We start from the raw sequence: 22,489 nt of genomic DNA, 5'->3' as shown, positions 1-22,489 counted from the left end.
TGGTCGGAAGACCCCCTCTGGTTTCCTCCTCAATCTCTATTTCTATTTTTTCTAACACAACCAGAAAATCTTCCGGTTTGATTCCGCAAAAATACAATAAAAAAAACCTTATCCGAAGATAAGGTTTCCATCTATATTAAAGTTTATTATTTTGTAGGGGCAGGCTGTGGATTTACAGGCTGTGCTGAAGGATCCATTTGCATTCCCGGCTGCATTTGCATATTCGGTTCTACTCTTGGGGCAGAAAGACCTGTAAGTTTATCAAGAATTGTCACAACCTCCTGCTCACCTAAGTTTACAAAAGATCTGCTGGCAATCTTACCGTCTTTATCCACAACGATAAAACAAGGCAGTTTGAATCCGTACACTCCATATTTTTTAGCGATATCTGATTCCAAACCTTTTTCTCCATAAACATTGGTTCCAGGAATTCCTTTTAATAAGGCACTGCTGGTTTTTACAAACTGATCTTTTGTATCATCAACGTTTACAAAAACGAAGTTCATTTTTGATTTGTAGAAATTCACAACTTCTTTCAATACAGGAACTGTCGCTTCACTGATGTAAGGGTTCCAAGATGCGTAGAAGAACAACATATACGGTTTTCCTTTATTTTCAGAAAGCTGGTAAGATTTACCGTCTGCTTTCACTAATGACGCTTCAGGCGCAGCTTCACCTACTTTAAGACCGTTGATAGCTACCTGCATTTTTACAAGATCAGCTTTTATAGAAGCGTCTGTAATATCTGTATCAATAATTTTTTTAATCTTCTCTGTATTTTTTGCAGGTGCACCCGGATGAATATCCTGTGCTACTACAAATGCCAAAAGATAATCTTTAGCCGTCTTGGAAATTTCTTTTCTGTCTTTCAGGAATTGTGCGAACACTTCAGAAGTGGTAACGTCTGTTTTCCCTTTCGTTTTAGCTTCCGCGAACTTTTGAAAATCCGGACTTAATTTTACAAGTAAATATTGTCTGTATAATGGAATAGTTTTTACCATTACATCTTTGTTTTCTTCCAGTTTGGTTTCATAATCCTGGAAAGCTTTAGACACTTTAAATGAAGGATTTCCCGACATCTGACGCTTTGCCATTTCATAGTTGGCAAGAAGGTTCAGAATCGTTACTTTCACATCATTCTTTTTCCACTCAAGAATCCCTTTACCCGGATTATTTTTTTGAGCAAGATCATCTACATTTTTGTTGATATCAGCTTCGATTTTCTGCGCTCCTTTTAAGAACGTTTTTTCATCTCCTGCCATTAGCTGCTGAATATTGATCTTACTTCCGTACTCCCCCAAAAATTTTTGGCTTGCCTGAAGGAAATCATTGTTTTTCTTAGCATCTCCTGTTACTACGAATTCGTTTGGAAAGGTCATTGCGTTTCCGGAAATATTCAATTTCTGTCCGCCTTCAAGATAAATAAGATTTTGTCTTCCGGCGTAGTTGATGACATACATGCCGTCTTTAGGAGCATCGAAACTTCCTGTAAAGTTTCCGTTTTTATCTAAACCTATATTAACAAGCGGAAGTGTTGCTACACCAGAAGCTTCAACAAATTCAATTCTTTCGAGTGGTGAACTTCCAGCAATTTTTCCTTTGACTTCAACTTTTTTTGAACAAGACATCACAAAAGCTGTGATGATAAACAATAAAAGATATTTTTTCATTTCAATTTTAATATTACACAAAAATACCGTTTTTTACGGCTTGTTGATTAAGACTATTTCTTTTTTTTGAAAATTTTATGAAAACCTATGAAAAGGGACGTTGAGTGGTTTTTTCTCAGCATAAATTTTAATAGACAAAAAGAATTCGGTACATGAGTATTCTTTCTTCTTTTCATAAAAAGTGTTCACCAAATATAGACTTATTAAATAAAGAATATCTTATTCAATCAACAACTTAACAAATTTTAACAGACAAATGCATAGCATAAAAAAATCGTCTCCATAATGAAGACGATTTTTTATATATTTTGAATAGGTTCTATCCGTTATCTACCATAGCAGCCATATATTCTCTGTTCATTCTGGCGATGTTTTCAAGAGAAATTCCTTTCGGACACTCAATTTCACAAGCTCCAGTATTTGAACAGTTTCCGAATCCTTCTTCATCCATTGCTTTCACCATGTTCAGAACTCTTCTCTTAGCTTCTACTCTACCCTGAGGAAGTAGGGCGAACTGAGAAACTTTAGCTCCAACGAATAGCATAGCAGATCCGTTTTTACACGTAGCCACACAAGCACCACATCCGATACATGCCGCAGCATCCATCGCTTTGTCTGCATCTTCTTTAGGAACCGGAATTGCATTGGCATCCAAAGTATTACCAGAAGTGTTCACCGAAATGAAACCTCCGGCAGCCATTACTCTGTCGAATGCGCTTCTGTCTACCATTAAATCTTTAATAACAGGGAAAGCAGCACTTCTCCAAGGTTCAATAACGATGGTTTCACCGTCTTTGAACATTCTCATGTGAAGCTGACAAGTGGTAATACCAGTATCGGGACCATGAGCTCTACCGTTGATATAAAGAGAACACATACCGCAGATTCCTTCACGACAATCGTGGTCGAAAGCGATAGGTTCTTTTCCCTCGTTAATAATATTTTCATTCAAAATATCCAACATTTCCAGGAAAGAAGAATCTGTAGAAACATCCGATATTTTGTAGGTCTCAAACTGACCTTTAGTTTTGCTATTTTTTTGTCTCCAAATTTTTAGGGTAAGATGAAGGCCTTTTTTTGCACTCATAATTATTTATTTATAGGTTGGAGATTATTTGTAACTTCTTGCTTTAACTTCAATGTTTTCGTAGATCAGATCTTCTTTGTGCAGAACTTCAGTTGTGATATCATCTGTCTGATATTCCCAAGCGCCTACATATTTGAAGTTAACATCATCTCTTTCAGCTTCACCTTCCGGAGTAGCATGATCTTCTCTGAAATGACCACCACAAGATTCGTTTCTATGGAGAGCATCAATTGCCATCAATTGCCCCAATTCGATAAAGTCTGCAACTCTGAAAGCTTTTTCAAGCTCAGTATTCATTCCTTCTGCATCACCAGGAACTTTCACATCGCTCCAGAAATCTTTTTTCACCTGTGCGATTTCAGCGATAGCTTCTTTTAATCCTTCAGGAGTTCTTCCCATTCCTACCTTATTCCACATGATGTGTCCTAATTTTTTGTGGAAATAATCTACTGAATGAGTTCCTTTATTATTTAAGAAGAAATTGACTTTGTCTTTAATATCTTTTTCAGCCTGATCAAACTCACCAGAAGTCGTAGGAATTGCTCCTGTTCTGATGTCTGCAGAAAGATAATCTGCAATTGTATAAGGAAGTACGAAGTATCCGTCTGCCAAACCTTGCATCAATGCAGAAGCTCCCAATCTGTTAGCTCCGTGATCTGAAAAGTTAGCTTCACCAATTACAAAACATCCAGGGATTGTAGATTGTAGATTATAATCCACCCAAACACCACCCATTGTGTAGTGTACTGCAGGATAGATCTTCATAGGCGTTTTGTAAGGATCATCGGCTGTAATTTTTTCGTACATTACGAATAAGTTACCGTATTTCTCCTCAATCCAGGCTTTTCCTAAATCATAGATTTGCTGATCGGTAGGATTGTGAATATGTTTTTCGATAGCGGCTTCTTTACCTTTTTTGATGATCTCTGTAGAAAAATCAAGGTAAACACCTTCTTTAGTATCATTATTCTCGATTCCGAAACCTGCATCACATCTTTCTTTACCAGCTCTAGAAGCAACGTCTCTAGGTACTAAGTTTCCGAATGCAGGATATCTTCTTTCCAGATAATAATCTCTATCTTCTTCTTTAATATTTTCAGGTCTTAATTTACCTTCTCTGATGGCTACAGAATCTTCAATTTTCTTAGGAACCCAGATTCTTCCTGAGTTTCTGAGAGATTCCGACATCAAAGTCAGTTTAGACTGTTGTGTTCCGTGAACCGGAATACAAGTCGGGTGAATCTGTACATAACAAGGGTTTGCGAAGTACGCTCCTTTTTTGTGGATCTTCCAAGCCGCAGAAACGTTTGATCCCATTGCATTGGTAGAAAGGAAATAGACGTTTCCGTAACCTCCGGATGCAATAACAACCGCGTGAGCAGAATGTCTTTCAATCTCTCCCGTTACAAGGTTTCTTGCGATAATTCCTCTTGCTTTTCCGTCTACAATTACCAACTCCATCATTTCATGACGGTTGTACATCTTGATTCTTCCTTTACCGATCTGACGGCTCATTGAAGAATAGGCACCCAGCAATAACTGCTGTCCTGTCTGTCCTTTTGCGTAGAATGTTCTTTTTACCTGAACTCCACCAAATGAACGGTTATCTAACTGACCGCCGTAATCTCTTCCGAAAGGAACTCCTTGTGAAACACACTGGTCGATAATATTGGCAGAAACCTCAGCAAGTCTGTAAACGTTGGCCTCTCTCGCTCTATAGTCACCTCCTTTGATGGTGTCATAGAATAACCTGTAGGTAGAGTCACCGTCTCCCTGATAGTTTTTAGCAGCATTGATACCTCCCTGCGCTGCAATGGAGTGTGCTCTTCTTGGAGAATCCTGGTAACAGAATGCTTTTACATTATATCCCTGTTCAGCCAGTGTAGCGGCAGCAGAACCACCTGCCAAACCTGTACCTACAACAATAATATCAATCTTATCTCTGTTGTTGGGTGCAACAAGGTTCATATGGTCTTTATGATGCTTCCATTTATCCTTTAAAGGACCAGCCGGAATTTTTGAATCTAATTTACTCATATTGGTATATTGATATTATTGAGTTACGAAGTGAAAAATTGCAATAAAAATAAAACCTGCAGGAATAAGGATTGAATACCATTTTCCAAAAGCTTTAATTACCGGAGTATATTTCGGATGTCTGGCACCAATCGACTGGAAAGAAGATTGAAAACCGTGAGCCAAATGTAGTCCAAGCAAAACAAAAGAGATCACATATAAAGCGACTCTCCAAAGGTCTGCAAACTTCTCATGTAACTCCGGCCAGAAACGTTCTGCGTCAGGAGCAAGTCCTTCCACATACTTGTAGTTGATTTCATGTAGCCAGAAATCATATAAGTGAAGCGCAAGAAAAGCTAAAACAACAGCACCGGAAATAATCATATTTCTGGACATCCATGAAGAATTCACAGAAGGGTTGTTTGAAGCGTACTTTATCGGACGCGCTTTATTGTTCTTAATTTCCAGTACAAATCCCATAATGAAATGGAAAAGAACTGCAAAACCAAGAACAGGCTGCATTAAGAACTGCACAAAAGGATTATAGCCCATAAAATCTGATGCGGTATTGAATGCATCACGATTCAGGACTGATAACAAATTGGTCGTCAAATGCAGTATAAGAAAGATCAGCAAAAATAAAGCTGATAATGCCATCGCATATTTTCTACCTATCGTAGAACTCGTTAAACCTGCCATATAAGTTTAAATTTGAATTTCCCACAAAATTAAGAAATGTTAACAATATCGGGAAGTGAGAAATCTCACAATTAGCCAGTTTGTAATCTTTCTAAATAAGAATCTGCCGCATTGTATAAGGAAAAAATGAAAAATACCAGTTATTATTTCAAATCATACATCTTACCGTTGTATACCACTTTTTGTACCGTATGATGAAATGTCTTTATTTCCAGACTCCGAATTCGTCTTGATGCACAATATGGGCTGGCAATAAATGTGATTATTTTTTGTTTATCAGCGTTTTCAGATATCCAAAAACAGGCGCTGTCACCTTTCTTCAAAGATAATACTTTGGTTTTATTAAAATCATGAAGTAAGATCTCCTCTTTTTGATTTTCAAAAATACCAAATCCTGTTCTCATGACTAAAAACACTAAAACCGCGGTAACCAGCCGCACTGAATTTTTAAAATCAACCTTTAAAAGCAATGGCCTCAACAGATACACAATAAAAGATAAAACCAATACTTCTGCTATATTCATAGGGATTTCAGAAAAAAACAGGATATCTGATTCTGCAAACCAATGAATAAGTTTTAGCAAAACCTGAATTGACAGATCATATATAAAATTGATCCAAGTAAAATCTACCTGCAACGCTATAAGAATGGTCATCAAAAAAGAAAATATAATGATCAGCTCTGAAAAAGGAACAATCAAAATATTGGCAGGAAAAGAAACCAGAGAGAACTGGTGAAAGTAATAAAGAACCACCGGAAGCGTCGCAAGTTGTGCGGATAAGGAGATGGTAATGGTGTTGAATATTAATTTTTTAAAATAGCCATCCTGTCGAGGGAAATATCTCAAAAGGGGCTGGTTTAACCAAAAAATACCTAAAACAGCCAGAAAGCTTAACTGAAATCCTACATCAAAAATCTGCTGCGTATCCAACACTAAAATAATCATCGCTGATAGTGAAAGTGAATGGAGTAAATCCGGTTTCCGCTGAAGAATTACATAAATGAAATAGACCGTAAGCATAATGCAGGATCTGGTGACTGAATTCCCAAAACCTATAAGTGCGGCGAAAAGCCAGATCAATGCTATACTTGCAACAACGGCGTATTTTCTGAACCGGAGAGGAGTAAAGCGGGTCAGCAAAAAGTAAAACATTCCAAAAATAACGACGATATGTGTCCCGGAAATAGCTAAAAAATGAACCAGCCCTGACCTGTTAAAGTCCCGTACGGTTTCAGCATCCATTTCTGTTCTGTCTGCCAGAATTATTCCTTTCAAGAACTCACGGGTCTTTGCAGATATTGAAACTGAATCAATCTTCTTCAGGATTTCAAATCTCTGCTGCTGAATCCGTTCAGTCAGGTTTAAATCATTCCTTACTTTGGAAGAAATCTCTTTCGATACATAGCATTGATATTCAATATTTTTCCTTTTTAAATAATGGGAGTAATCAAACTGAAAATCATGCTCTGGAGCTCTTGGTTTTGATAGATATGCCTCTGCTTTATAATAGTGTTTAAAATCAAGTTCTTCATGTGCTTTAGGAATATAAAGAACTGCATTGAAATTTTCTTTTTCACTACGGACAACGGCTTCGTATTTTTTATTTTTTACAGTAGAGTTTAATTTCTTTGAAATTTTAAAGACAATGACTCCCTTTTTGGGAACAGAATATTCACGGGAAGAATAGGTATTAAAAAAATGAAGAATTATTCCCGCTCCAAAAAACAGTAATCCCAGCAATACTGTTTTCATTTTATGCAGAAAATAAGAATAGAAGAAAGTCGACAGAAAAAACAACAGACAACATGCGGATACAGGATAGACGAAGTTTTTATTCATCTTCAGCTGATCCTGAAAAAAAATTCCCAGAATAAAACAGGTGGCAAGAATAAGAATAGGTTGTCTGCTCAATGAATGCGATTATTTATAATCACAAATTATTGATTTATTTGATTGCTAAATAGCACGTATTTTGCAGGAATTCATCATTATTCATGATAAGAGCGAATAATATCGGGCTTGATTATTTACGCTGAAATTGCACTTTATAAAAAAAATAAAAGCCGACTCTATCAGACGACTTTGTACTTGAAAACTGTCAGTAACAGCAGTTTTATTTTATTAATGAAAATTAGTAATTTAATTTCTTTTTCTATGAATGAAACTTAATTATCAACTGTAATTTTTAGAATTATTTACCTTTTAACAATTGATCTGTCAACCTCTTTGTTTCCTTAATATAAAACCAGGAATCTTTCCCGTAATCTTCATATTTGAAATTTCCCGTTTTTTTAGGAATTGCAGGTTCTATTTGTGTTCCTTCATGCCATTCGTTAAAAGAAGTGATCCCAATATAGTCAGGATTTACTTTTGCAGCAGCCTTAAACATCGTTTCGTAATATCTTCCGTTTTCACGGCTTTTGAAATTGGCTTCATTCCAGGGCCTTATCCTTGTATCTGAATAACCCGGGCCTACACACGGGATAAAAATAAGATTATGGTCTTTTGCGTATTGAGAAAGGTAGCTCCAGTTGGAAGTAGTGCTCCCGAAGACAAAACCTTCACTGGCAAAGTAGGTATAGAAACCATCAAAACCTGACTTCTCAAAAAAGTCTGAATGTTCTTTTTCAACCCAAAGCCCAATGTAATGTCCGTCCAATTCTGTATTCCGAACTGTTTTTTCTCCGTTTACAGAGAGAAGCTTTGACCATTCTGCCGGAGAAATCTTATAGCTATCGTATATATAATAAAGCGGTTTCCCGTCCTTTTTATAAAAAGCATGATGATGGGAATAGGTTTTGACAAGATAGGAAAGCTGATCTCTGAGTTCCGTACTGTTTTTATAGAAAGGTTCTATGTGAAAAGCAATTTTAAGGTCAAACTGATCTGCAATATCAAGATATTTGATGATGCTTTTATCTACGAAAGGATCTTTGCCAAGCCAGCTTAAGACAACCACTCCCACACCGGATTCTTTGATCATTTTCATATGTTTCCTGATGATCTCAGGATCGTTGGAACTATAATTTCCCAGTTCAGGATAAAAATTAGCACCTATGTCGTCTCCTCCTTTATGATGTCCGAGATTATTCCATTTTGGGTTATTCCAATGGGGTAAAATATCATGATTCCAGTGAGCATATTTCCCATCAACGGTTGGATTTCCGTACCAGCCGTAGTAGAATATCTGCATCTGATCTCTGGATTGGGTGTTTTGGGCAAAACTTTTCGGAGAAAAACAGATCAGTACAATTAATACTATAAAGCTTTTAAAATTCATTTTTATAAAATTTAAATCTACAAAACCATTCAGCAAATCATCAGTAAAGTTTTTTAAACATTTAAAATCACCTCAGCCGCTTTTTCACTGGCTCCTTTGCCTCCCAGTTTTTCTCTTAAAAGGCTGTAATCAGCCAGAACCTGGTTTCTCTTCTCCCCTGCTATCATTTTGTTGAGTTCTTCAACCAGATTTTTGGTATTCAGATCGGTCTGGATCAGTTCTTTCACTACTTCCCTATCCATAATCAGATTGACGAGTGAAATATATTTAATGTTTTTCACCAACCTTTTGGCGATGGCATAAGAAACTTTGCTTCCCCGGTAACATACTACCTCCGGAATATTGAGTAAAGCAGTTTCTAATGTGGCGGTTCCTGAAGTTACCAGCGCAGCTTTTGAACATCTCAGTAAATCGTAGGTTTTGTTGGAAACAAAATGAACGTTGTCATCTACATATTTTTGATAAAATTCTTTCGGAAGACTTGGTGCACCGGCAATGACAAACTGGTAATTTTTGAAGTGAGGCCTTACGGAAAGCATTATTTCAAGCATTTTCTCCACTTCCTGCTTTCTGGAACCCGGAAGAAGCGCTATGATTTCCTTTTCGTTCAGCCCGTTTTCTTTTTTAAATTCTTCTGTACTGATATCTTTCAGACTGGAAATAGCATCCAGCAGCGGATGTCCTACAAAATGGGAATGAACCCCATGTTTCTTATAAAAATCTTCTTCAAAAGGAAGAATGACCATCATTTCGTCTACATACTTTTTAATGATCTCTACTCTTCCTTCTTTCCAGGCCCAGAGTTGTGGTGAAATGTAATAGACTACCTTAATTCCCAGTTCTTTTGCAAATTTTGCGATCCTCAGATTAAACCCAGGATAATCGATCAGAATAAGAATATCCGGTTTATTTTTTTTGATATCTTCTTTACAGAATTTGATGTTATTCAAAATCGTTCTCAAGTTCATAGCCACTTCTAAAAACCCCATAAAAGCGAGATCACGGTAATGTTTCACCAATGTTCCGCCCTGAGCTTTCATAAGATCGCCACCCCAGAATCTGATGTCCGCCTGCGGATCTTTCTGTAGAAGAGCTTTCATTAAATTGCTCCCATGAAGATCACCGGAAGCTTCTCCTGCTATAATATAATATTTCATTTCTTCCGAAATCTTTATTTGTTGTTATGGCTCCCTTAATCTCCCTTTATTTTATGAGATAATTTTAAATTATGGGAGGCTTCTATGGTAAGGATAGAGAACAAATTAAGGTTTTCATAATCTTAATTTGTAAATTTGTCCAAAGATAATGATAAAAAATGTCAGAAGAATTTGAAATCCGAAATAAAGTTGCTGAAAGCGGTCTTGTTAATTTTGATCTAGCGACTCTGGTTCCTAAGGGGATAAGAAAAGGTATTGACCTTAAAGATTTTCTTTTCCAGGAAATGATCCTGAAGGAAAAAGATTTCAGGGAAAAGGTAGATGCGATAGATACAAAGGCATATGAAGATACTTATGTATACATTTACAATTCTGTAGATACCATTATTCCATTGTGGGCTTATTTTGTATTGACCGCCAAACTTACGGATGTAGCTAAAAAGGTGGTCTTCGGAAATAAGGAAGATCTGGAAGTTATATTGATGCATAATGCCATCCAGACGTATGATTTCGAAGATATGAGAGGCAAAAGAGTTTTGGTAAAGGGCTGTTCTGATAAAGAAATTCCTGAAAACGCTTATATAGAACTTGTTGAACAACTAAAACCTCTGGTAAAATCATTGATGTTCGGCGAAGCATGCTCTAATGTTCCCATTGTTAAGAATTAGTAGATGTTCAGAAGTTTATACGCTGTATTTATATTTTTCATTTTTATCGCTATTTATGATGCCGGAAGTTTTTCAAAAATCCCTTTTGTAGATTCTATCGGTTTTGTACTTGATGTAGAAAAAGGCCAATGGATTATCACTTCTGAAGCAACAACCCACGCTCTTTATATCAATACGGCTATCGTTCTTAAAAACCTTACAGGCCTCAATGCCATTGAAGCATGCCGACTTCTGGTTATTTTTTCGGGGGCTGCCACTGTTTCAATTATTTATCTTACAGCTAAAAGCATTACCAAGACGGAATGGGCGTCCATTACAGCAGCCTTTGTCTTTGGATTTAGTTTTTCATTTTGGAAAAATGCAGAAATTGTAGAAGTCTATACCTACAATTGCCTATGGCTGAGCCTTTTTTTCTTTTCACTGATCAAAACTTTTACAGAATATAAAAAAGTATATATTCTTTTAAGCGGATTATTTTTAGGAATCAGTTTGTGGGTTCATATCGAGAATATCCTGCTGATTCCTGCATTTTTAATTTTTCTTTTTTATTTCAGAAATGACAGGAAATATGTCTATAGTTCACTGCTTATTTTCGGACTGTTTCTTTCATGTCTGTTCCTTCTGAATATGTCACAGGGATTACCTTTTAATTCTGTTTATAGTTCTGAATACGGGAACTGGGTGGAAGATTCTTTCAAAAAAACTTTCGTGCAATATGTAAAAGATTTCTTCAAATCAATTGCCTACCTCATTTACAACTTTAATCTGTTTACTTTTTTTGGAATAGCGGGTGCTATTCTGCTATATGGCACTTACAGGAAAATATTTTTTGTATTTATATCAGGAGCTGTCTGTGTGTATGGCTTTTCTACGTTTTATGCCGTTTCGGATAATTATGTTTTCTTTTTGCCTTTTAATCTTATTTTTGCACTTTCTGTAGGCTATGGGCTTTCCTCTCCAAAATATGCTGCAGTGAAAAAGTTTTCATGGATATGCCTTCTTATTCCCCTTGGATATCTGGCTGTTTATAAAACCGCATTTTTAACGGAAAAAGGAAAGGCTTTCCACACGTTCAAAAAACATAAAGGCGGCCTGAATTATTACATTCTTCCGTGGATGAACAACAATACTGGAATTCTTGAATTCACTATTGATAAAAAAACAGCTCCGGAGCCTGTAGAATGGATGACAACGATTGCCCGTGAATATATCGAACTGATGAAAACCAAAGGATATACGGAAGATGAACTTCGAAAACTTTAACTATACAGCAAGACTAAAACAATTATAAAGAATTAATTTATGTTTAAAAACTTATACGCAATATTTATATTTTTCATCTTCATAGCGATCTATTATGCAGGTAGTTTTACAAGAATTCCATTTGCTGATTGTGTAGGATTTGTACATAGTGTAGAGCTTGGAGAATACAAAACAGTAGCGACAGCTATTACCCATATTCTCTACGTAAACACCGCTATTTTCATAAAAAATATTACAGGACTTGATGCTATTGCCACCAGCAGACTCCTGATAATTGGATCTGCCGCTGCTACGGTATCTGTGATCTACCTTACAGTAAAAAGTATTACAAAAATAGAATGGGTATCCATTACAACCGCTTTTGTTTTCGGTTTCAGTTTTTCCTTTTGGAGAAATGCTGAGATCGTAGAGGTATACACTTATAATTCGCTATGGATCAGTCTTTTCTTTTTCTCAATGGTCAAAACATTTACAGAGCATAAGAAAAACTACATCATTTTAAGTGGATTATTTTTAGGAATAAGTCTTTGGCTGCATATCCAGAATATACTCATGATTCCAGGTCTTTTTCTTTTTCTATATTATTTTAGAGCAGAGAAAAAATATGCTTACACTTCACTGATTATTTTTCTTATTCTATTCTTATCACTAACTGTTTTAAATGTAGCTCAGGGACTGCCACTTAATTCTCCTTATACTTCAGAGGGAGCGCATTGGATTCAGGACACATTTAAGAAAACGCCAAAACAATATTTACTGGATTTTGTACAGTCTATAGGCTATTTGATTTACAATTTCAACCTGTTTATATTTTTTGGAATCATAGGAATGATAGCCTTATACAGGATAAACAAGAAAATGTTTTTTGTATTCTTCACTGCTGCCGTTTGTGTGTATGGATTTTCTACATTCTATGCCGTTTCGGACAATTATGTATTTTTCATCCCGTTTAATATGATTTTTGCTCTTTCAATTGGATATGGACTTGCATTACCCAAATACGCTCCTCTAAAAAAATTCTCCTGGATATGTCTTCTCATTCCTTTAGGTTATTACGCTTCCTATAAGATGGCTTTTTTAACAGAAAAAGGAAGAAGCTTTCATGAGGCTAAAAAATATAAGGGTGGCCTGGATTATTATCTGGTTCCATGGATGAATAATAACGTAGGAATTCTTGATTTTATTATTGAAAAAAAGAAATCTCCGGATCCAATGCACTGGATGCTCAACGGAGCCCACGAATATATAGAGTTGATGAAGAGCAAGGGATATACAGAGGAAGATCTGAAAAAACTTTAACAATAATTGTGAAGTGAAAAGATTTCGTGAATCACATTTTTTGATAACTTTGATTTACTTAATACTTTAAAATAAACACAAACATGAGTTTAATTGACCTACTTACAGGTAGTACCAGCAATCAGGTTGCTGAACAGGCTGAAAACAAATTTGGAATCAGCAGAAACCAGATCATCGCTTTATTGGCGGTAGCTGCACCATTGGTAATTTCTTACCTTAGAAATAAATCTCAGGATGCTAAAGAAGCAGAAGCTTTGAATAACGCTTTAGATAAAGATCACGACGGAAGTATTCTTGATGATGCAGCACAGGCAGAGTCGAGACAGGCTGAAGGAGGATCAATTCTTGACCACGTTTTTGGCGGGCAAAAAAGTACCGTTGAAAACCAATTGTCTCAGAATACAGGAATTTCAATCGATAAGATAGGTCCTATTTTAGCGATGCTTGCTCCGGTAATTATGGGATATATCGGTAAAGAGAAACAACAGAATAATGTAGGAGCAGGAGGCCTGGGAGATCTCTTAGGAGGAATTCTTGGAAATGCATCCAGCCAGGCTCAAACACAGCAATCCAATCCTTTGAATGACATTTTAGGTAGTGTCTTAGGAAGCGGTCAATCGCAGTCCGGAGGAAATCCACTTAACGATATCCTGGGAAGTGTACTTGGCGGAGGACAGCAGCAACAGGGCGGCGGCTTAGGAAGTATCCTGGGTAACATTTTAGGAGGAAAATAATTTAATTTTGTATATCAAAAAAGGCTGAAGATGAATCTTCAGCCTTTTTTATTTTTAGCTTTTTGCTTTAGTTTCAGAAGGACCAATTGACTTAGAAGCCTTTCTTGGTCTTCTCTTACCATAACTTCCTGAATTGATTTTTCCTCTTCTTGATTTTCTGTCTCCTTTTCCCATAATGATAACTGTTTTGTTGGTTTAGCACTAAATTAGGCAATATGACTTACAACCAAAAATTAAGGTTGTTAAAATTTTTATAAATCTACACTTTCACCGTTTTCCATCTTCCTTTTTTAAACAAGACGAAAGCTACAATGGTAATTAAAGTCTCCGCAGCCGGAATAGAAATAAATACACCTTTAGGTCCCATTCCAAAATGTTTGGAAAGAAAATACGCCAATGGAATCTGAAACAGCCAGAATCCAAAGAAATTCACCCACGTTGGCGTCCATGTATCTCCTGCTCCGTTAAAAGCATTGATAAGTACCATTCCTATTCCATAGAAAATAAACCCCACACTCATAATGTGCAATGCATTTTTAGCAACCACTTTAATTTCGTTTTCCTGTGTGAAAAAACCTACCAGAAAATCTCCGAGCAGAAAAAAAAGCAAACTTACTCCCAGCATGAAGATCACATTGTATTTTACTGTTTTCATGACAGCCTGTTCCGCCCTTAACATTTCATTGGCCCCCATATTCTGTCCAACCAGCGTTGAAGCTGCATTGCTCAAACCCCAGGCAGGAAGAATAAAAAACATCATCAGCCTTAAAGCGGTCTGGTAGCCTGCAGAAGCATTTTCTCCTCCGGTAGTCGCCACCAGTTGGGCAAGAAAGATCCAGCTGCATGAAGCAATCACAAATTGAAAAATTCCGGGTGTTGCAATTTTCACGATGCCTTTTATTTGTTTGAAATCAGGAGTAAAATAAGGGAGCGCAATACGAATCTGAGTATCTGCTACCAAAAGATGGTACAGCTGATACATCACACCGATACTTCTTCCTATGGTAGTAGCTAAGGCTGCTCCGGTAAGCCCCATCGCAGGAATGGGGCCTAAACCTTTAATCAAAATGGGGCAGAGTATAATGTTGGCAATATTGGCGATCCACAGAGACTTCATCGCAATGGCTGCGTTTCCCGCTCCCCTGAAAATCCCGTTGATCAGGAATAAAAGCATAATGATCACACTGCTTCCCATCATGATCCTTGTGAAATCTTTCCCATAAGCTGCTGCTTCAGGCTTTGAGCCCATCAGAATCAAGATTTCTTCGGCATAAATAACTCCAAATAAGCTAAGGATAAAAGTAATGATAAATGACACCAACAAAACCTGCGCAGCGCTTCTGGAAGCCTGTTCCGGATTTTTCTCACCAATCCTTCTTGCGACCAAAGCTGTAGCAGCCATACTCATCCCTATTGCAATGGAATACATTACCGAAAGTACAGATTCTGTTAATCCAACCGTCTGAATCGCATACCCGCTTTCTTTCAAATGTCCTACAAAATACAGATCAACCAATGCAAACACTGATTCCATAGCCATCTCCAGCATCATAGGAACCGCCAGAAGGAGTACAGCACTTCTTATCGTTATTTTGGTGTAATCTACCTCTTCACCACTAAATGCTCTTTTCAAAAACGCTATATATTTTGTCATTTTCTAATCAATAATTATCTGATTTTCAAAAATACAAATTCAATTCTTATAAAAATTTAGTTACTCATATCAAAAAAATAATTTAGATTTGTATATTCTTAAAATGAATCTTATGAAAAAAATAATCTCTACCGTTTTTATACTTGTAATCTCAGTATCTGCCAATATGCTTTCTGCTCAGACACTGAGTAAAGCTCAGATGCAAGCCATTCAGTCTGACAATGTTGCTTCATTTAAAAAGAATTTTCAAAAAGCAGATTATGATAAGTGTTTTCCGCTTAAAGATGAAACTTTCAGTGCTTTAGGCTTTAGTTCGCTTTATGGAAGAAATAATATTGTTCAGTTTCTTATTGAAAACAAAGCAGATGTTAATAAGGCCTGTAACGGTAAAACACCTCTTGCCTTAGCTAAATTAGGAAAGAAAGAGCAAACCGTACAACTATTGCTACAAAAAGGAGCTGCTAATAACTAAAAAGCTCTCAAATAATATACAAGACTTCCGAAAGGAAGTTTTTTTTTGTTTAAAAACCTTCAAAAATCTTATCTTTGCATCCGGAATTTATGGTTGAAAACTTCATCATCAGAAAGCTAGACCCTATATCTTAAACATTGAACCTTAAACAAATAATTATGTTTCGATCACACACGAACGGAGAATTATCTCTGAAAAATCTTAATGAAGAAGTTACACTTTCCGGATGGGTACAGACTATCCGTGATAAAGGATTTATGATTTGGATAGATCTTCGGGATCGTTACGGAATTACCCAGTTGGTTTTCGATCAGGACCGTTCTTCTGCACAATTGATGGAAGACGCAAAAAAGTTGGGACGTGAATTCGTTATTCAGGTTACAGGAAAAGTAATTGAAAGAGTAAGTAAAAATCCTAATATTCCAACAGGCGAAATTGAAATTTTAGTTGAAAAATTAACGGTTCTTAATGAATCTCAACTCCCTCCTTTCACTATTGAAGATGAAACGGATGGTGGTGAAGAATTAAGAATGAAATACCGTTATCTGGATATCAGAAGAGCGCCGGTAAGAGATAAACTGATCTTCCGTCACAAAATGGCGCAGAAAGTAAGAAATTATCTTTCAGATGAAGGATTTATCGAAGTGGAAACTCCGGTTTTAATCAAATCAACTCCGGAAGGTGCAAGAGACTTCGTTGTTCCAAGCAGAATGAATCCGGGACAATTCTACGCTTTACCACAATCACCCCAAACTTTCAAACAATTGTTGATGGTAGGGGGAATGGATAAATATTTCCAGATTGTAAAATGTTTCCGTGATGAAGACCTAAGAGCTGACAGACAGCCGGAATTTACACAAATCGATTGTGAAATGGCTTTTGTAGAGCAGGAAGACATCATGAATGTTTTTGAAGGAATGACAAAGACACTGATCAAAGATATTACAGGTCAGGAATTTGGAGATTTCCCTAGAATGACATTTGCAGAAGCCATGCAAAAATACGGAAACGACAAACCGGACATCCGTTTCGGAATGAAATTCGTAGAACTGAATGACTTGGTCAAAGGAAAAGATTTTAAAATATTTGATGACGCCGAATTAGTAGTAGGAATCAATGTAGAAGGATGTGCTGATTATACAAGAAAGCAGATCGATGAACTTGTGGATTGGGTAAAACGTCCACAGATCGGGGCTTCAGGAATGGTTTGGGCTAAGTTTCAGAATGACGGCGTAAAGACTTCTTCTGTCAACAAGTTCTATAATGAAGAAGATTTAACAAAGATCATTGAAAAGTTCGGAGCTAAAGAAGGCGATTTAATGCTGATCTTATCCGGAAATGAAAATAAAGTAAGAGCTCAGCTTTCTGCGTTAAGAATGGAACTTGGAAACCGTTTGGGACTGAGAAAAGGAAATGTGTTTGCCCCGCTTTGGGTGGTAGACTTCCCGTTATTGGAGTTCGACGAAGAAAGTGGACGTTACCATGCCATGCACCACCCTTTCACCTCTCCTAAGACTGAAGATATTCATTTACTGGAAACAGATCCGGGCAAAGCAAGAGCCAATGCTTACGATATGGTTCTTAACGGAAACGAAATCGGTGGAGGTTCTATCAGAATATTTGATAAAGATTTGCAGTCTAAAATGTTTGACCTTTTAGGATTTACAAAAGAGGAAGCGGAAGCTCAGTTCGGATTCCTGATGAATGCCTTCAAATACGGAGCTCCTCCTCACGGTGGTTTAGCTTTCGGATTTGACCGTTTGGTAGCTATTCTTGATGGAAACGAAGTGATCAGAGATTATATTGCATTCCCTAAGAATAACTCAGGACGGGATGTAATGATCGACGCTCCTGCATCTATTGCTGATGCACAGCTGGACGAACTGGAAATACAATTGAATTTAAAAGCATAAATCGAAAGCGGGGTTAGTTTCCCCGCTTTTTTAATGACCTAAAAATGAAAATTGCAGCAGCACAAATTAAACCCGTAAAAGGAGATATTCTGAAAAACATTGAGAATCATACAAGATTAATCAGAGCCGCAGTTAGTAAAAATGTTGATTTAATCATCTTCCCTGAACTTTCAATTACCGGCTACGAACCTGATTTAGCGGAAAAGCTGTCAATTCATTATGAAAATGAAACTTTAGAGGTATTCCAGAAATTGGCAGACGAAAACAGCATCAGCATCACTGTTGGCATGCCTACAAAATCTGAGGGTCAATTATTAATCAGCAGTATTATATTTCAACCGGAAAAGAGAAGAAAAGTGTATTCAAAACATCATCTCTTTCCAACCGAAACCTCTGTTTTTTCAAGAGGAAATACTTTCTGCCAGCTGGAAGTATTGCAGAATAAAATTTCATTAGCCATCTGTTATGATTTATCTGATCCGAACCATTCACAGGAAGCTTATCAGGCGGGTTCTACTGTTTATACTGCAAGCGTTCTTAATTCCGTCAATGGCATTGATGAAGACCTTATTAAACTCTCCACCATCGCAGAAAAATATCATATGCATGTTGTAATGGCTAATTTCATTGGAGAGTCCGGAGGTTATGAATGCGCCGGAAAGTCTTCTGTTTGGAATAATGATGGAAGTTTACTCGGACAGCTCAATAGTAAAGATGAAGGCATCCTGACTTTAGACACAGATAATGACCGTATCGAAAAATTTTATATGAATGAGTCATCCTAAAATAGGTTGATCATAAATTAAACAATATTACGATCCGGATGAATCATTTTTTCTCCGGATTTTTTATGCAAAATTAGGAATGTCAAGTTTAGATCTATATACATTCATAATATGGGGATTACTCTAAGTATCATATCAAACACTTGTGAATAATTAAAAGTTCAATTCTACAGGAAAAAATAACGAAAAATAAATTTATTAACGAAATAAATACACTATTCAATACGATAAGTAGTAAAACAACTATTATATTATGTTATATTCCAATATTGGTTTTTTTCAATATATTTATAAACAGAATACGAATATAATTGAAATATCAATATTCATATTTGGATAAAATTACAAATACACCAACATTTAAATAATATGAAAAGCAAACTATTACTCTTATCAGTATGCCTTCTTCTGGCACTGAATTCTTGTAGGTCGGATATTGAAAGCACACAGGCTAACTCAATGGACCATACAACGGCGAAACTGGACAATACCACGATTCACAAATTATTAATTAACGGGACTTATACTTATGTTAACGAAGTAAATGGTGAATATTTTTATGCAGATGATATTACGATTACACCTGAACAGTTTAACAAATTAAAGACGCAGGCCAATTCGGAGCTGTCAACAGCAGAAAAAAGCACCATTGTGAGTTCCTTTATTAAGACATGGCCCAATGCAACGGTATATTATACCCTACCTAGCCAGGGCACGCTGAGCACTCAGAACTATAATACTTTTCTTACTAACATTAACAAAGCGTTTGATATGATTTCTTCTCAAACCAGTGTTCAGTTTGTTCAACGTACCAACCAAACAGAATATATCACCTTTACCTATTCTACAGGTAACAGTTCTCCGCTTGGATGGCAGCAAAACAGAGTCAATGGTATCAAAATTTATAATATTACCTATCCGGCAATTATTGCCCACGAAGTCATGCACTCTATGGGAATCATGCATGAGCAGTGCCGTCCGGACAGAGATCAGTATATTATTGTAGATATTAACAGAGCGGTAGAAGGCAGCCGTCACAACTTCAATATTTATAATGATTATGCAGGATACGGTGCCTTTGATTTTGGTTCAGTGATGATGTATCAGTCTACTGACTTTGCTATAAACTCAAGCCAACCTGTAATGACTAAACTGGACGGTTCTACTTTCACCAAGCAAAGAACAGGATTGTCTGCCGGTGACTATGCGGGAATTAATCATTTGTACGGGCCTGTGAATGCTACTTCTGCAATCAACGGAACCTACACCATGACAACATCTTTAGCGAATGATAAAAATGTAGATATTTCCGGAAGCTCCACTACAGATGGCACCAGTGTGATCCTGTATTCAGCTTCTACAGGGAATAACCAGAGATTTACTTTTACTAAATCAGATCATGGTTATTATATCATCAAATCTACATTGGATGCTACAAAGGTGCTAACCGTAAAAAGTAATGGAACTGCGAATGGCACTGCCGTAGAGTTAAGAACTAATTCCAATACAGATTCTCAGAAATGGTTATTATTTAACCTTGGAAATAATGGTTTCGGATTCGCTCCTAAAAATGCACCATCCCTGAGATTAGAAGTAAAGAATGGCCTGACAACTAATCTTACGCCTATCGTAATCGGTAGTACAGATCAAACGGTTCAGCCTTCTACAAAGCAACGCTTTAAACTTACAAAAGTTAATTAAATTCAACTTTTTCATTAAACAAAGAGGTTAGGGAATAAATTCCCTGACCTCTCTTGTTTGTCAGATCAGTAGACCTTTCCTGTTTTATAATTATTTACTGTTTAATTTCAATATCTCATTTCTTCCCGGACCCGTAGAAAGATAGGTAATAGGAACACCCAGCTCATCATTCAGAAAAGAAAGAAAAGTTTTTAATTCTTCAGGTAAGTTGGAGGCATCATCAATAGTGGTAATATCTCCTTCCCAGCCCTTCATCTGTTTTAAAACCGGAAGGCCATTTTCAGGAAGTGTTCCGGAAATCGTTGCCATACTGCCATCTTCAAGTTCATAATGGGTACAGACTGCTACAGATTTCATTCCACTTAAAATATCAGCTTTGGTAAGGATCACCTGCGTAACTCCGTTGATCATAATGGCATATCGCAAAGCCGGAAGATCCAGCCAGCCAATTCTTCTTGGACGTCCCGTATTGGAACCAAACTCATCGCCTTTATTTCTGATCTCTTCTCCAAGCTCATCAAAAATCTCCGTCGGAAACATACCGTTCCCCACCCTGGTACAGTATGCTTTTGCAATCCCGAATATCTCACCGACTTTTTTAGGCGAAATACCCAATCCACTGCAAGCTCCTGAAGCGGTGGTGGAAGAAGATGTTACATAGGGATAAGTTCCATGATCTATATCCAGCATTGCAGCCTGAGATCCCTCAGCAAGAATCTTCTTCCCCGTTAACAAAGCGGTATTTAAAAACAGTTCTGTTTCTGTACGAGTGAACTTTTTCAAAAATTCTATAGCCTCAAAAAACTCCCTGCTGATTTCTTCCCATGGAGGAAGTACCGTATCACCACCTGCGAGCACGCTGTAATCTCTTTTTAAAATACGCTCTATCCTGCTCTTAAAATCCGGAGCATCTATATCACCAACCCTTAGATTCTGTCTCATTATTTTATTGGAATACGCCTGGGCAATTCCGTTTCTTGTTGTGCCGATGGGGGTGTAATCGGGATTATCTTCCATGAATATATCCAGAAGTTTATGGGTCGGAAGGACAAGGTGTGCTTTTGCAGATATGATGAGATTATTTTCCGGCTCAATCGTTCCGTCAAATTCCTTAAGATTTAAAATTTCTCTTCTCAGACTTACCGGATCCAACACCGTCCCTGTTCCGATAACATTCTGAACTCCTTTCATGAAAATCCCGGAAGGTAGAGATTTCAGGGTAATTCTTTTTCCGTGACGTTCTATACTGTGTCCGGCATTCGCACCACCATTAAAACGGGCGGTAATATCATAGTCTTCGCTGATGAGATCAATAAATTTACCCTTACCTTCATCTCCCCACTGCAATCCTAATACAATATCCATATTCATACTTTACATTTTTTATACTGCAAAGCTATAACAGGCAGAACGCGAAGCCATTGTGATTTGACAAAAAAGTATTTACACAATATTTCTTCTGATCCTGCTTAATGACGAAGGGGTAATTCCCAGGTAAGAAGCCAGCATAGATTGCGGCACTCTGTTGGCAAGTCCCCGATAATGATCTAAAAAATGAGTATACCTTGATTTAGCATCCAGATTCAGCATAGTACTGGCCACCTTAAGTTTATTCTCTGCCACAAAAGCATGAAGCCTGGCGAATAATACCGGCCAAACGGCAATTTCCTTTTCCAACTTTTTGAAATAATCAAGATCAATGGTCAGCAAAACACCATCGGTTACCGCTTCAATATATTCAAGCGCAGGGATCTGATCGGCAAATCCGTAGAAATCACCTATAAACCTTCCTTCATATATAAAATAACGTGTAAAATCATCACCCTGCTTATTGTAGTACAAGGATCTGAAAACGCCCTCTTTTACAAAAGCTATCTTTCGGCTTACCTTTCCGGCCTCTATAAAAGCTTCTCCTTTAAGAATAGTAATTTCCTGCAAACCCTGAGCGATCAGCAGCTCCTCTTCTGTATTCAGTATTCCGAATTTTCTTATGTATTTAAAAAGTTCTTCCATATGTATTGACGCCCTGATATCGGGAAAATATAAATGTATAAAAATAGTAGGAACAACCCATTGTCATTTGACAACA

The 22,489-nt window shown here is 37.0% G+C and carries 19 protein-coding genes; 8 read left to right on the top strand and 11 right to left on the bottom strand.

The window, feature by feature from the left end:
- Positions 1 to 146 precede the first annotated feature (146 nt).
- The 7 genes from BUC06_RS02950 to lpxB all read right to left on the bottom strand — a co-directional run bounded on the left by BUC06_RS02950 (position 147) and on the right by lpxB (position 9,911).
- A complete protein-coding gene (locus BUC06_RS02950) occupies positions 147 to 1,670 on the bottom strand; it encodes a TlpA family protein disulfide reductase (RefSeq protein WP_073329554.1) in 1,524 nt (507 codons plus the stop codon).
- A gap of 319 nt (positions 1,671 to 1,989) precedes the next feature.
- Positions 1,990 to 2,757 carry a succinate dehydrogenase/fumarate reductase iron-sulfur subunit gene (locus BUC06_RS02945; protein WP_034746785.1) on the bottom strand — a complete coding sequence of 256 codons (768 nt, stop codon included), beginning with the start codon at positions 2,755 to 2,757 and terminating at the stop codon, positions 1,990 to 1,992.
- Positions 2,758 to 2,781: 24 nt separating this feature from the next.
- Entirely contained in the window at positions 2,782 to 4,794 is a 2,013-nt protein-coding gene (locus BUC06_RS02940; protein WP_073329551.1) for a fumarate reductase/succinate dehydrogenase flavoprotein subunit, read from the bottom strand.
- A 15-nt stretch (positions 4,795 to 4,809) separates the two neighbouring features.
- Positions 4,810 to 5,472, bottom strand: coding sequence for a succinate dehydrogenase cytochrome b subunit (locus tag BUC06_RS02935; protein WP_034701962.1), 663 nt, complete (start codon positions 5,470 to 5,472; stop codon positions 4,810 to 4,812).
- Between the two features lie 143 nt (positions 5,473 to 5,615).
- Entirely contained in the window at positions 5,616 to 7,385 is a 1,770-nt protein-coding gene (locus BUC06_RS02930) for a ComEC/Rec2 family competence protein (protein WP_073329547.1), read from the bottom strand.
- Positions 7,386 to 7,665: 280 nt separating this feature from the next.
- The gene (locus BUC06_RS02925) at positions 7,666 to 8,754 is read right to left on the bottom strand and encodes a glycoside hydrolase family 99 protein (RefSeq protein WP_073329544.1); all 1,089 of its coding nucleotides are present in this window, start codon (positions 8,752 to 8,754) and stop codon (positions 7,666 to 7,668) included.
- A gap of 53 nt (positions 8,755 to 8,807) precedes the next feature.
- Positions 8,808 to 9,911, bottom strand: coding sequence for a lipid-A-disaccharide synthase (gene lpxB, locus BUC06_RS02920; protein ID WP_073329541.1), 1,104 nt, complete (start codon positions 9,909 to 9,911; stop codon positions 8,808 to 8,810).
- A 158-nt stretch (positions 9,912 to 10,069) separates the two neighbouring features.
- Between lpxB and BUC06_RS02915 the strand changes: the two genes are divergently transcribed.
- From BUC06_RS02915 to BUC06_RS02900, 4 genes are all read left to right on the top strand, one after another.
- A complete protein-coding gene (locus BUC06_RS02915) occupies positions 10,070 to 10,579 on the top strand; it encodes a DUF2480 family protein (RefSeq protein WP_073329538.1) in 510 nt (169 codons plus the stop codon).
- 3 nt (positions 10,580 to 10,582) lie between these two features.
- Positions 10,583 to 11,842, top strand: a complete 1,260-nt coding sequence (locus BUC06_RS02910; protein WP_073329535.1) for a protein O-mannosyl-transferase family — start codon at positions 10,583 to 10,585, stop codon at positions 11,840 to 11,842.
- A gap of 39 nt (positions 11,843 to 11,881) precedes the next feature.
- A complete protein-coding gene (locus BUC06_RS02905) occupies positions 11,882 to 13,141 on the top strand; it encodes a protein O-mannosyl-transferase family (protein ID WP_073329532.1) in 1,260 nt (419 codons plus the stop codon).
- Positions 13,142 to 13,224: 83 nt separating this feature from the next.
- Entirely contained in the window at positions 13,225 to 13,875 is a 651-nt protein-coding gene (locus tag BUC06_RS02900) for a DUF937 domain-containing protein (protein WP_073329529.1), read from the top strand.
- Positions 13,876 to 13,929: 54 nt separating this feature from the next.
- Here the strand turns inward: BUC06_RS02900 and BUC06_RS02895 are convergent, their stop codons facing one another.
- Together BUC06_RS02895 and BUC06_RS02890 are read right to left on the bottom strand one after the other, a co-directional pair.
- On the bottom strand, positions 13,930 to 14,049 hold the full coding sequence (locus BUC06_RS02895; protein WP_073329526.1) for a 30S ribosomal protein THX: 120 nt from the start codon (positions 14,047 to 14,049) through the stop codon (positions 13,930 to 13,932).
- Positions 14,050 to 14,134: 85 nt separating this feature from the next.
- The gene (locus BUC06_RS02890) at positions 14,135 to 15,529 is read right to left on the bottom strand and encodes an MATE family efflux transporter (protein WP_073329523.1); all 1,395 of its coding nucleotides are present in this window, start codon (positions 15,527 to 15,529) and stop codon (positions 14,135 to 14,137) included.
- 112 nt (positions 15,530 to 15,641) lie between these two features.
- Between BUC06_RS02890 and BUC06_RS02885 the strand changes: the two genes are divergently transcribed.
- From BUC06_RS02885 to BUC06_RS02870, 4 genes are all read left to right on the top strand, one after another.
- Entirely contained in the window at positions 15,642 to 16,001 is a 360-nt protein-coding gene (locus BUC06_RS02885; RefSeq protein ID WP_164466075.1) for an ankyrin repeat domain-containing protein, read from the top strand.
- A gap of 158 nt (positions 16,002 to 16,159) precedes the next feature.
- Positions 16,160 to 17,914 carry an aspartate--tRNA ligase gene (aspS, locus tag BUC06_RS02880; RefSeq protein WP_073329518.1) on the top strand — a complete coding sequence of 585 codons (1,755 nt, stop codon included), beginning with the start codon at positions 16,160 to 16,162 and terminating at the stop codon, positions 17,912 to 17,914.
- A 44-nt stretch (positions 17,915 to 17,958) separates the two neighbouring features.
- Complete coding sequence (locus BUC06_RS02875; protein ID WP_073329516.1) at positions 17,959 to 18,699, top strand: carbon-nitrogen hydrolase family protein; 741 nt, start codon at positions 17,959 to 17,961, stop codon at positions 18,697 to 18,699.
- A 369-nt stretch (positions 18,700 to 19,068) separates the two neighbouring features.
- Positions 19,069 to 20,400 carry a M12 family metallopeptidase gene (locus BUC06_RS02870; RefSeq protein WP_073329515.1) on the top strand — a complete coding sequence of 444 codons (1,332 nt, stop codon included), beginning with the start codon at positions 19,069 to 19,071 and terminating at the stop codon, positions 20,398 to 20,400.
- A 90-nt stretch (positions 20,401 to 20,490) separates the two neighbouring features.
- Here the strand turns inward: BUC06_RS02870 and BUC06_RS02865 are convergent, their stop codons facing one another.
- Positions 20,491 to 21,771, bottom strand: a complete 1,281-nt coding sequence (locus BUC06_RS02865; RefSeq protein ID WP_073329513.1) for an adenylosuccinate synthase — start codon at positions 21,769 to 21,771, stop codon at positions 20,491 to 20,493.
- A 72-nt stretch (positions 21,772 to 21,843) separates the two neighbouring features.
- The gene (locus BUC06_RS02860) at positions 21,844 to 22,413 is read right to left on the bottom strand and encodes a Crp/Fnr family transcriptional regulator (protein ID WP_073329510.1); all 570 of its coding nucleotides are present in this window, start codon (positions 22,411 to 22,413) and stop codon (positions 21,844 to 21,846) included.
- Positions 22,414 to 22,489: the final 76 nt, after the last annotated feature.

The organism is Chryseobacterium carnipullorum, assembly GCF_900142785.1.
GTDB classification, from domain to species: domain Bacteria; phylum Bacteroidota; class Bacteroidia; order Flavobacteriales; family Weeksellaceae; genus Chryseobacterium; species Chryseobacterium carnipullorum.
Note: the sequence above shows the minus strand (reverse complement) of the source record. Positions and strands in the feature narration are given on the sequence as shown.

Coding starts and splice junctions, on each gene's coding strand:
- BUC06_RS02950 (WP_073329554.1), bottom strand. CDS start 1,670: ATGAAAAAATATCTTTTATTGTTTATCATCACAGCTTTTGTGATGTCT.
- BUC06_RS02945 (WP_034746785.1), bottom strand. CDS start 2,757: ATGAGTGCAAAAAAAGGCCTTCATCTTACCCTAAAAATTTGGAGACAA.
- BUC06_RS02940 (WP_073329551.1), bottom strand. CDS start 4,794: ATGAGTAAATTAGATTCAAAAATTCCGGCTGGTCCTTTAAAGGATAAA.
- BUC06_RS02935 (WP_034701962.1), bottom strand. CDS start 5,472: ATGGCAGGTTTAACGAGTTCTACGATAGGTAGAAAATATGCGATGGCA.
- BUC06_RS02925 (WP_073329544.1), bottom strand. CDS start 8,754: ATGAATTTTAAAAGCTTTATAGTATTAATTGTACTGATCTGTTTTTCT.
- lpxB (WP_073329541.1), bottom strand. CDS start 9,911: ATGAAATATTATATTATAGCAGGAGAAGCTTCCGGTGATCTTCATGGG.
- BUC06_RS02915 (WP_073329538.1), top strand. CDS start 10,070: ATGTCAGAAGAATTTGAAATCCGAAATAAAGTTGCTGAAAGCGGTCTT.
- BUC06_RS02910 (WP_073329535.1), top strand. CDS start 10,583: ATGTTCAGAAGTTTATACGCTGTATTTATATTTTTCATTTTTATCGCT.
- BUC06_RS02905 (WP_073329532.1), top strand. CDS start 11,882: ATGTTTAAAAACTTATACGCAATATTTATATTTTTCATCTTCATAGCG.
- BUC06_RS02900 (WP_073329529.1), top strand. CDS start 13,225: ATGAGTTTAATTGACCTACTTACAGGTAGTACCAGCAATCAGGTTGCT.
- BUC06_RS02895 (WP_073329526.1), bottom strand. CDS start 14,049: ATGGGAAAAGGAGACAGAAAATCAAGAAGAGGAAAAATCAATTCAGGA.
- BUC06_RS02890 (WP_073329523.1), bottom strand. CDS start 15,529: ATGACAAAATATATAGCGTTTTTGAAAAGAGCATTTAGTGGTGAAGAG.
- BUC06_RS02885 (WP_164466075.1), top strand. CDS start 15,642: ATGAAAAAAATAATCTCTACCGTTTTTATACTTGTAATCTCAGTATCT.
- aspS (WP_073329518.1), top strand. CDS start 16,160: ATGTTTCGATCACACACGAACGGAGAATTATCTCTGAAAAATCTTAAT.
- BUC06_RS02875 (WP_073329516.1), top strand. CDS start 17,959: ATGAAAATTGCAGCAGCACAAATTAAACCCGTAAAAGGAGATATTCTG.
- BUC06_RS02870 (WP_073329515.1), top strand. CDS start 19,069: ATGAAAAGCAAACTATTACTCTTATCAGTATGCCTTCTTCTGGCACTG.
- BUC06_RS02865 (WP_073329513.1), bottom strand. CDS start 21,771: ATGAATATGGATATTGTATTAGGATTGCAGTGGGGAGATGAAGGTAAG.
- BUC06_RS02860 (WP_073329510.1), bottom strand. CDS start 22,413: ATGGAAGAACTTTTTAAATACATAAGAAAATTCGGAATACTGAATACA.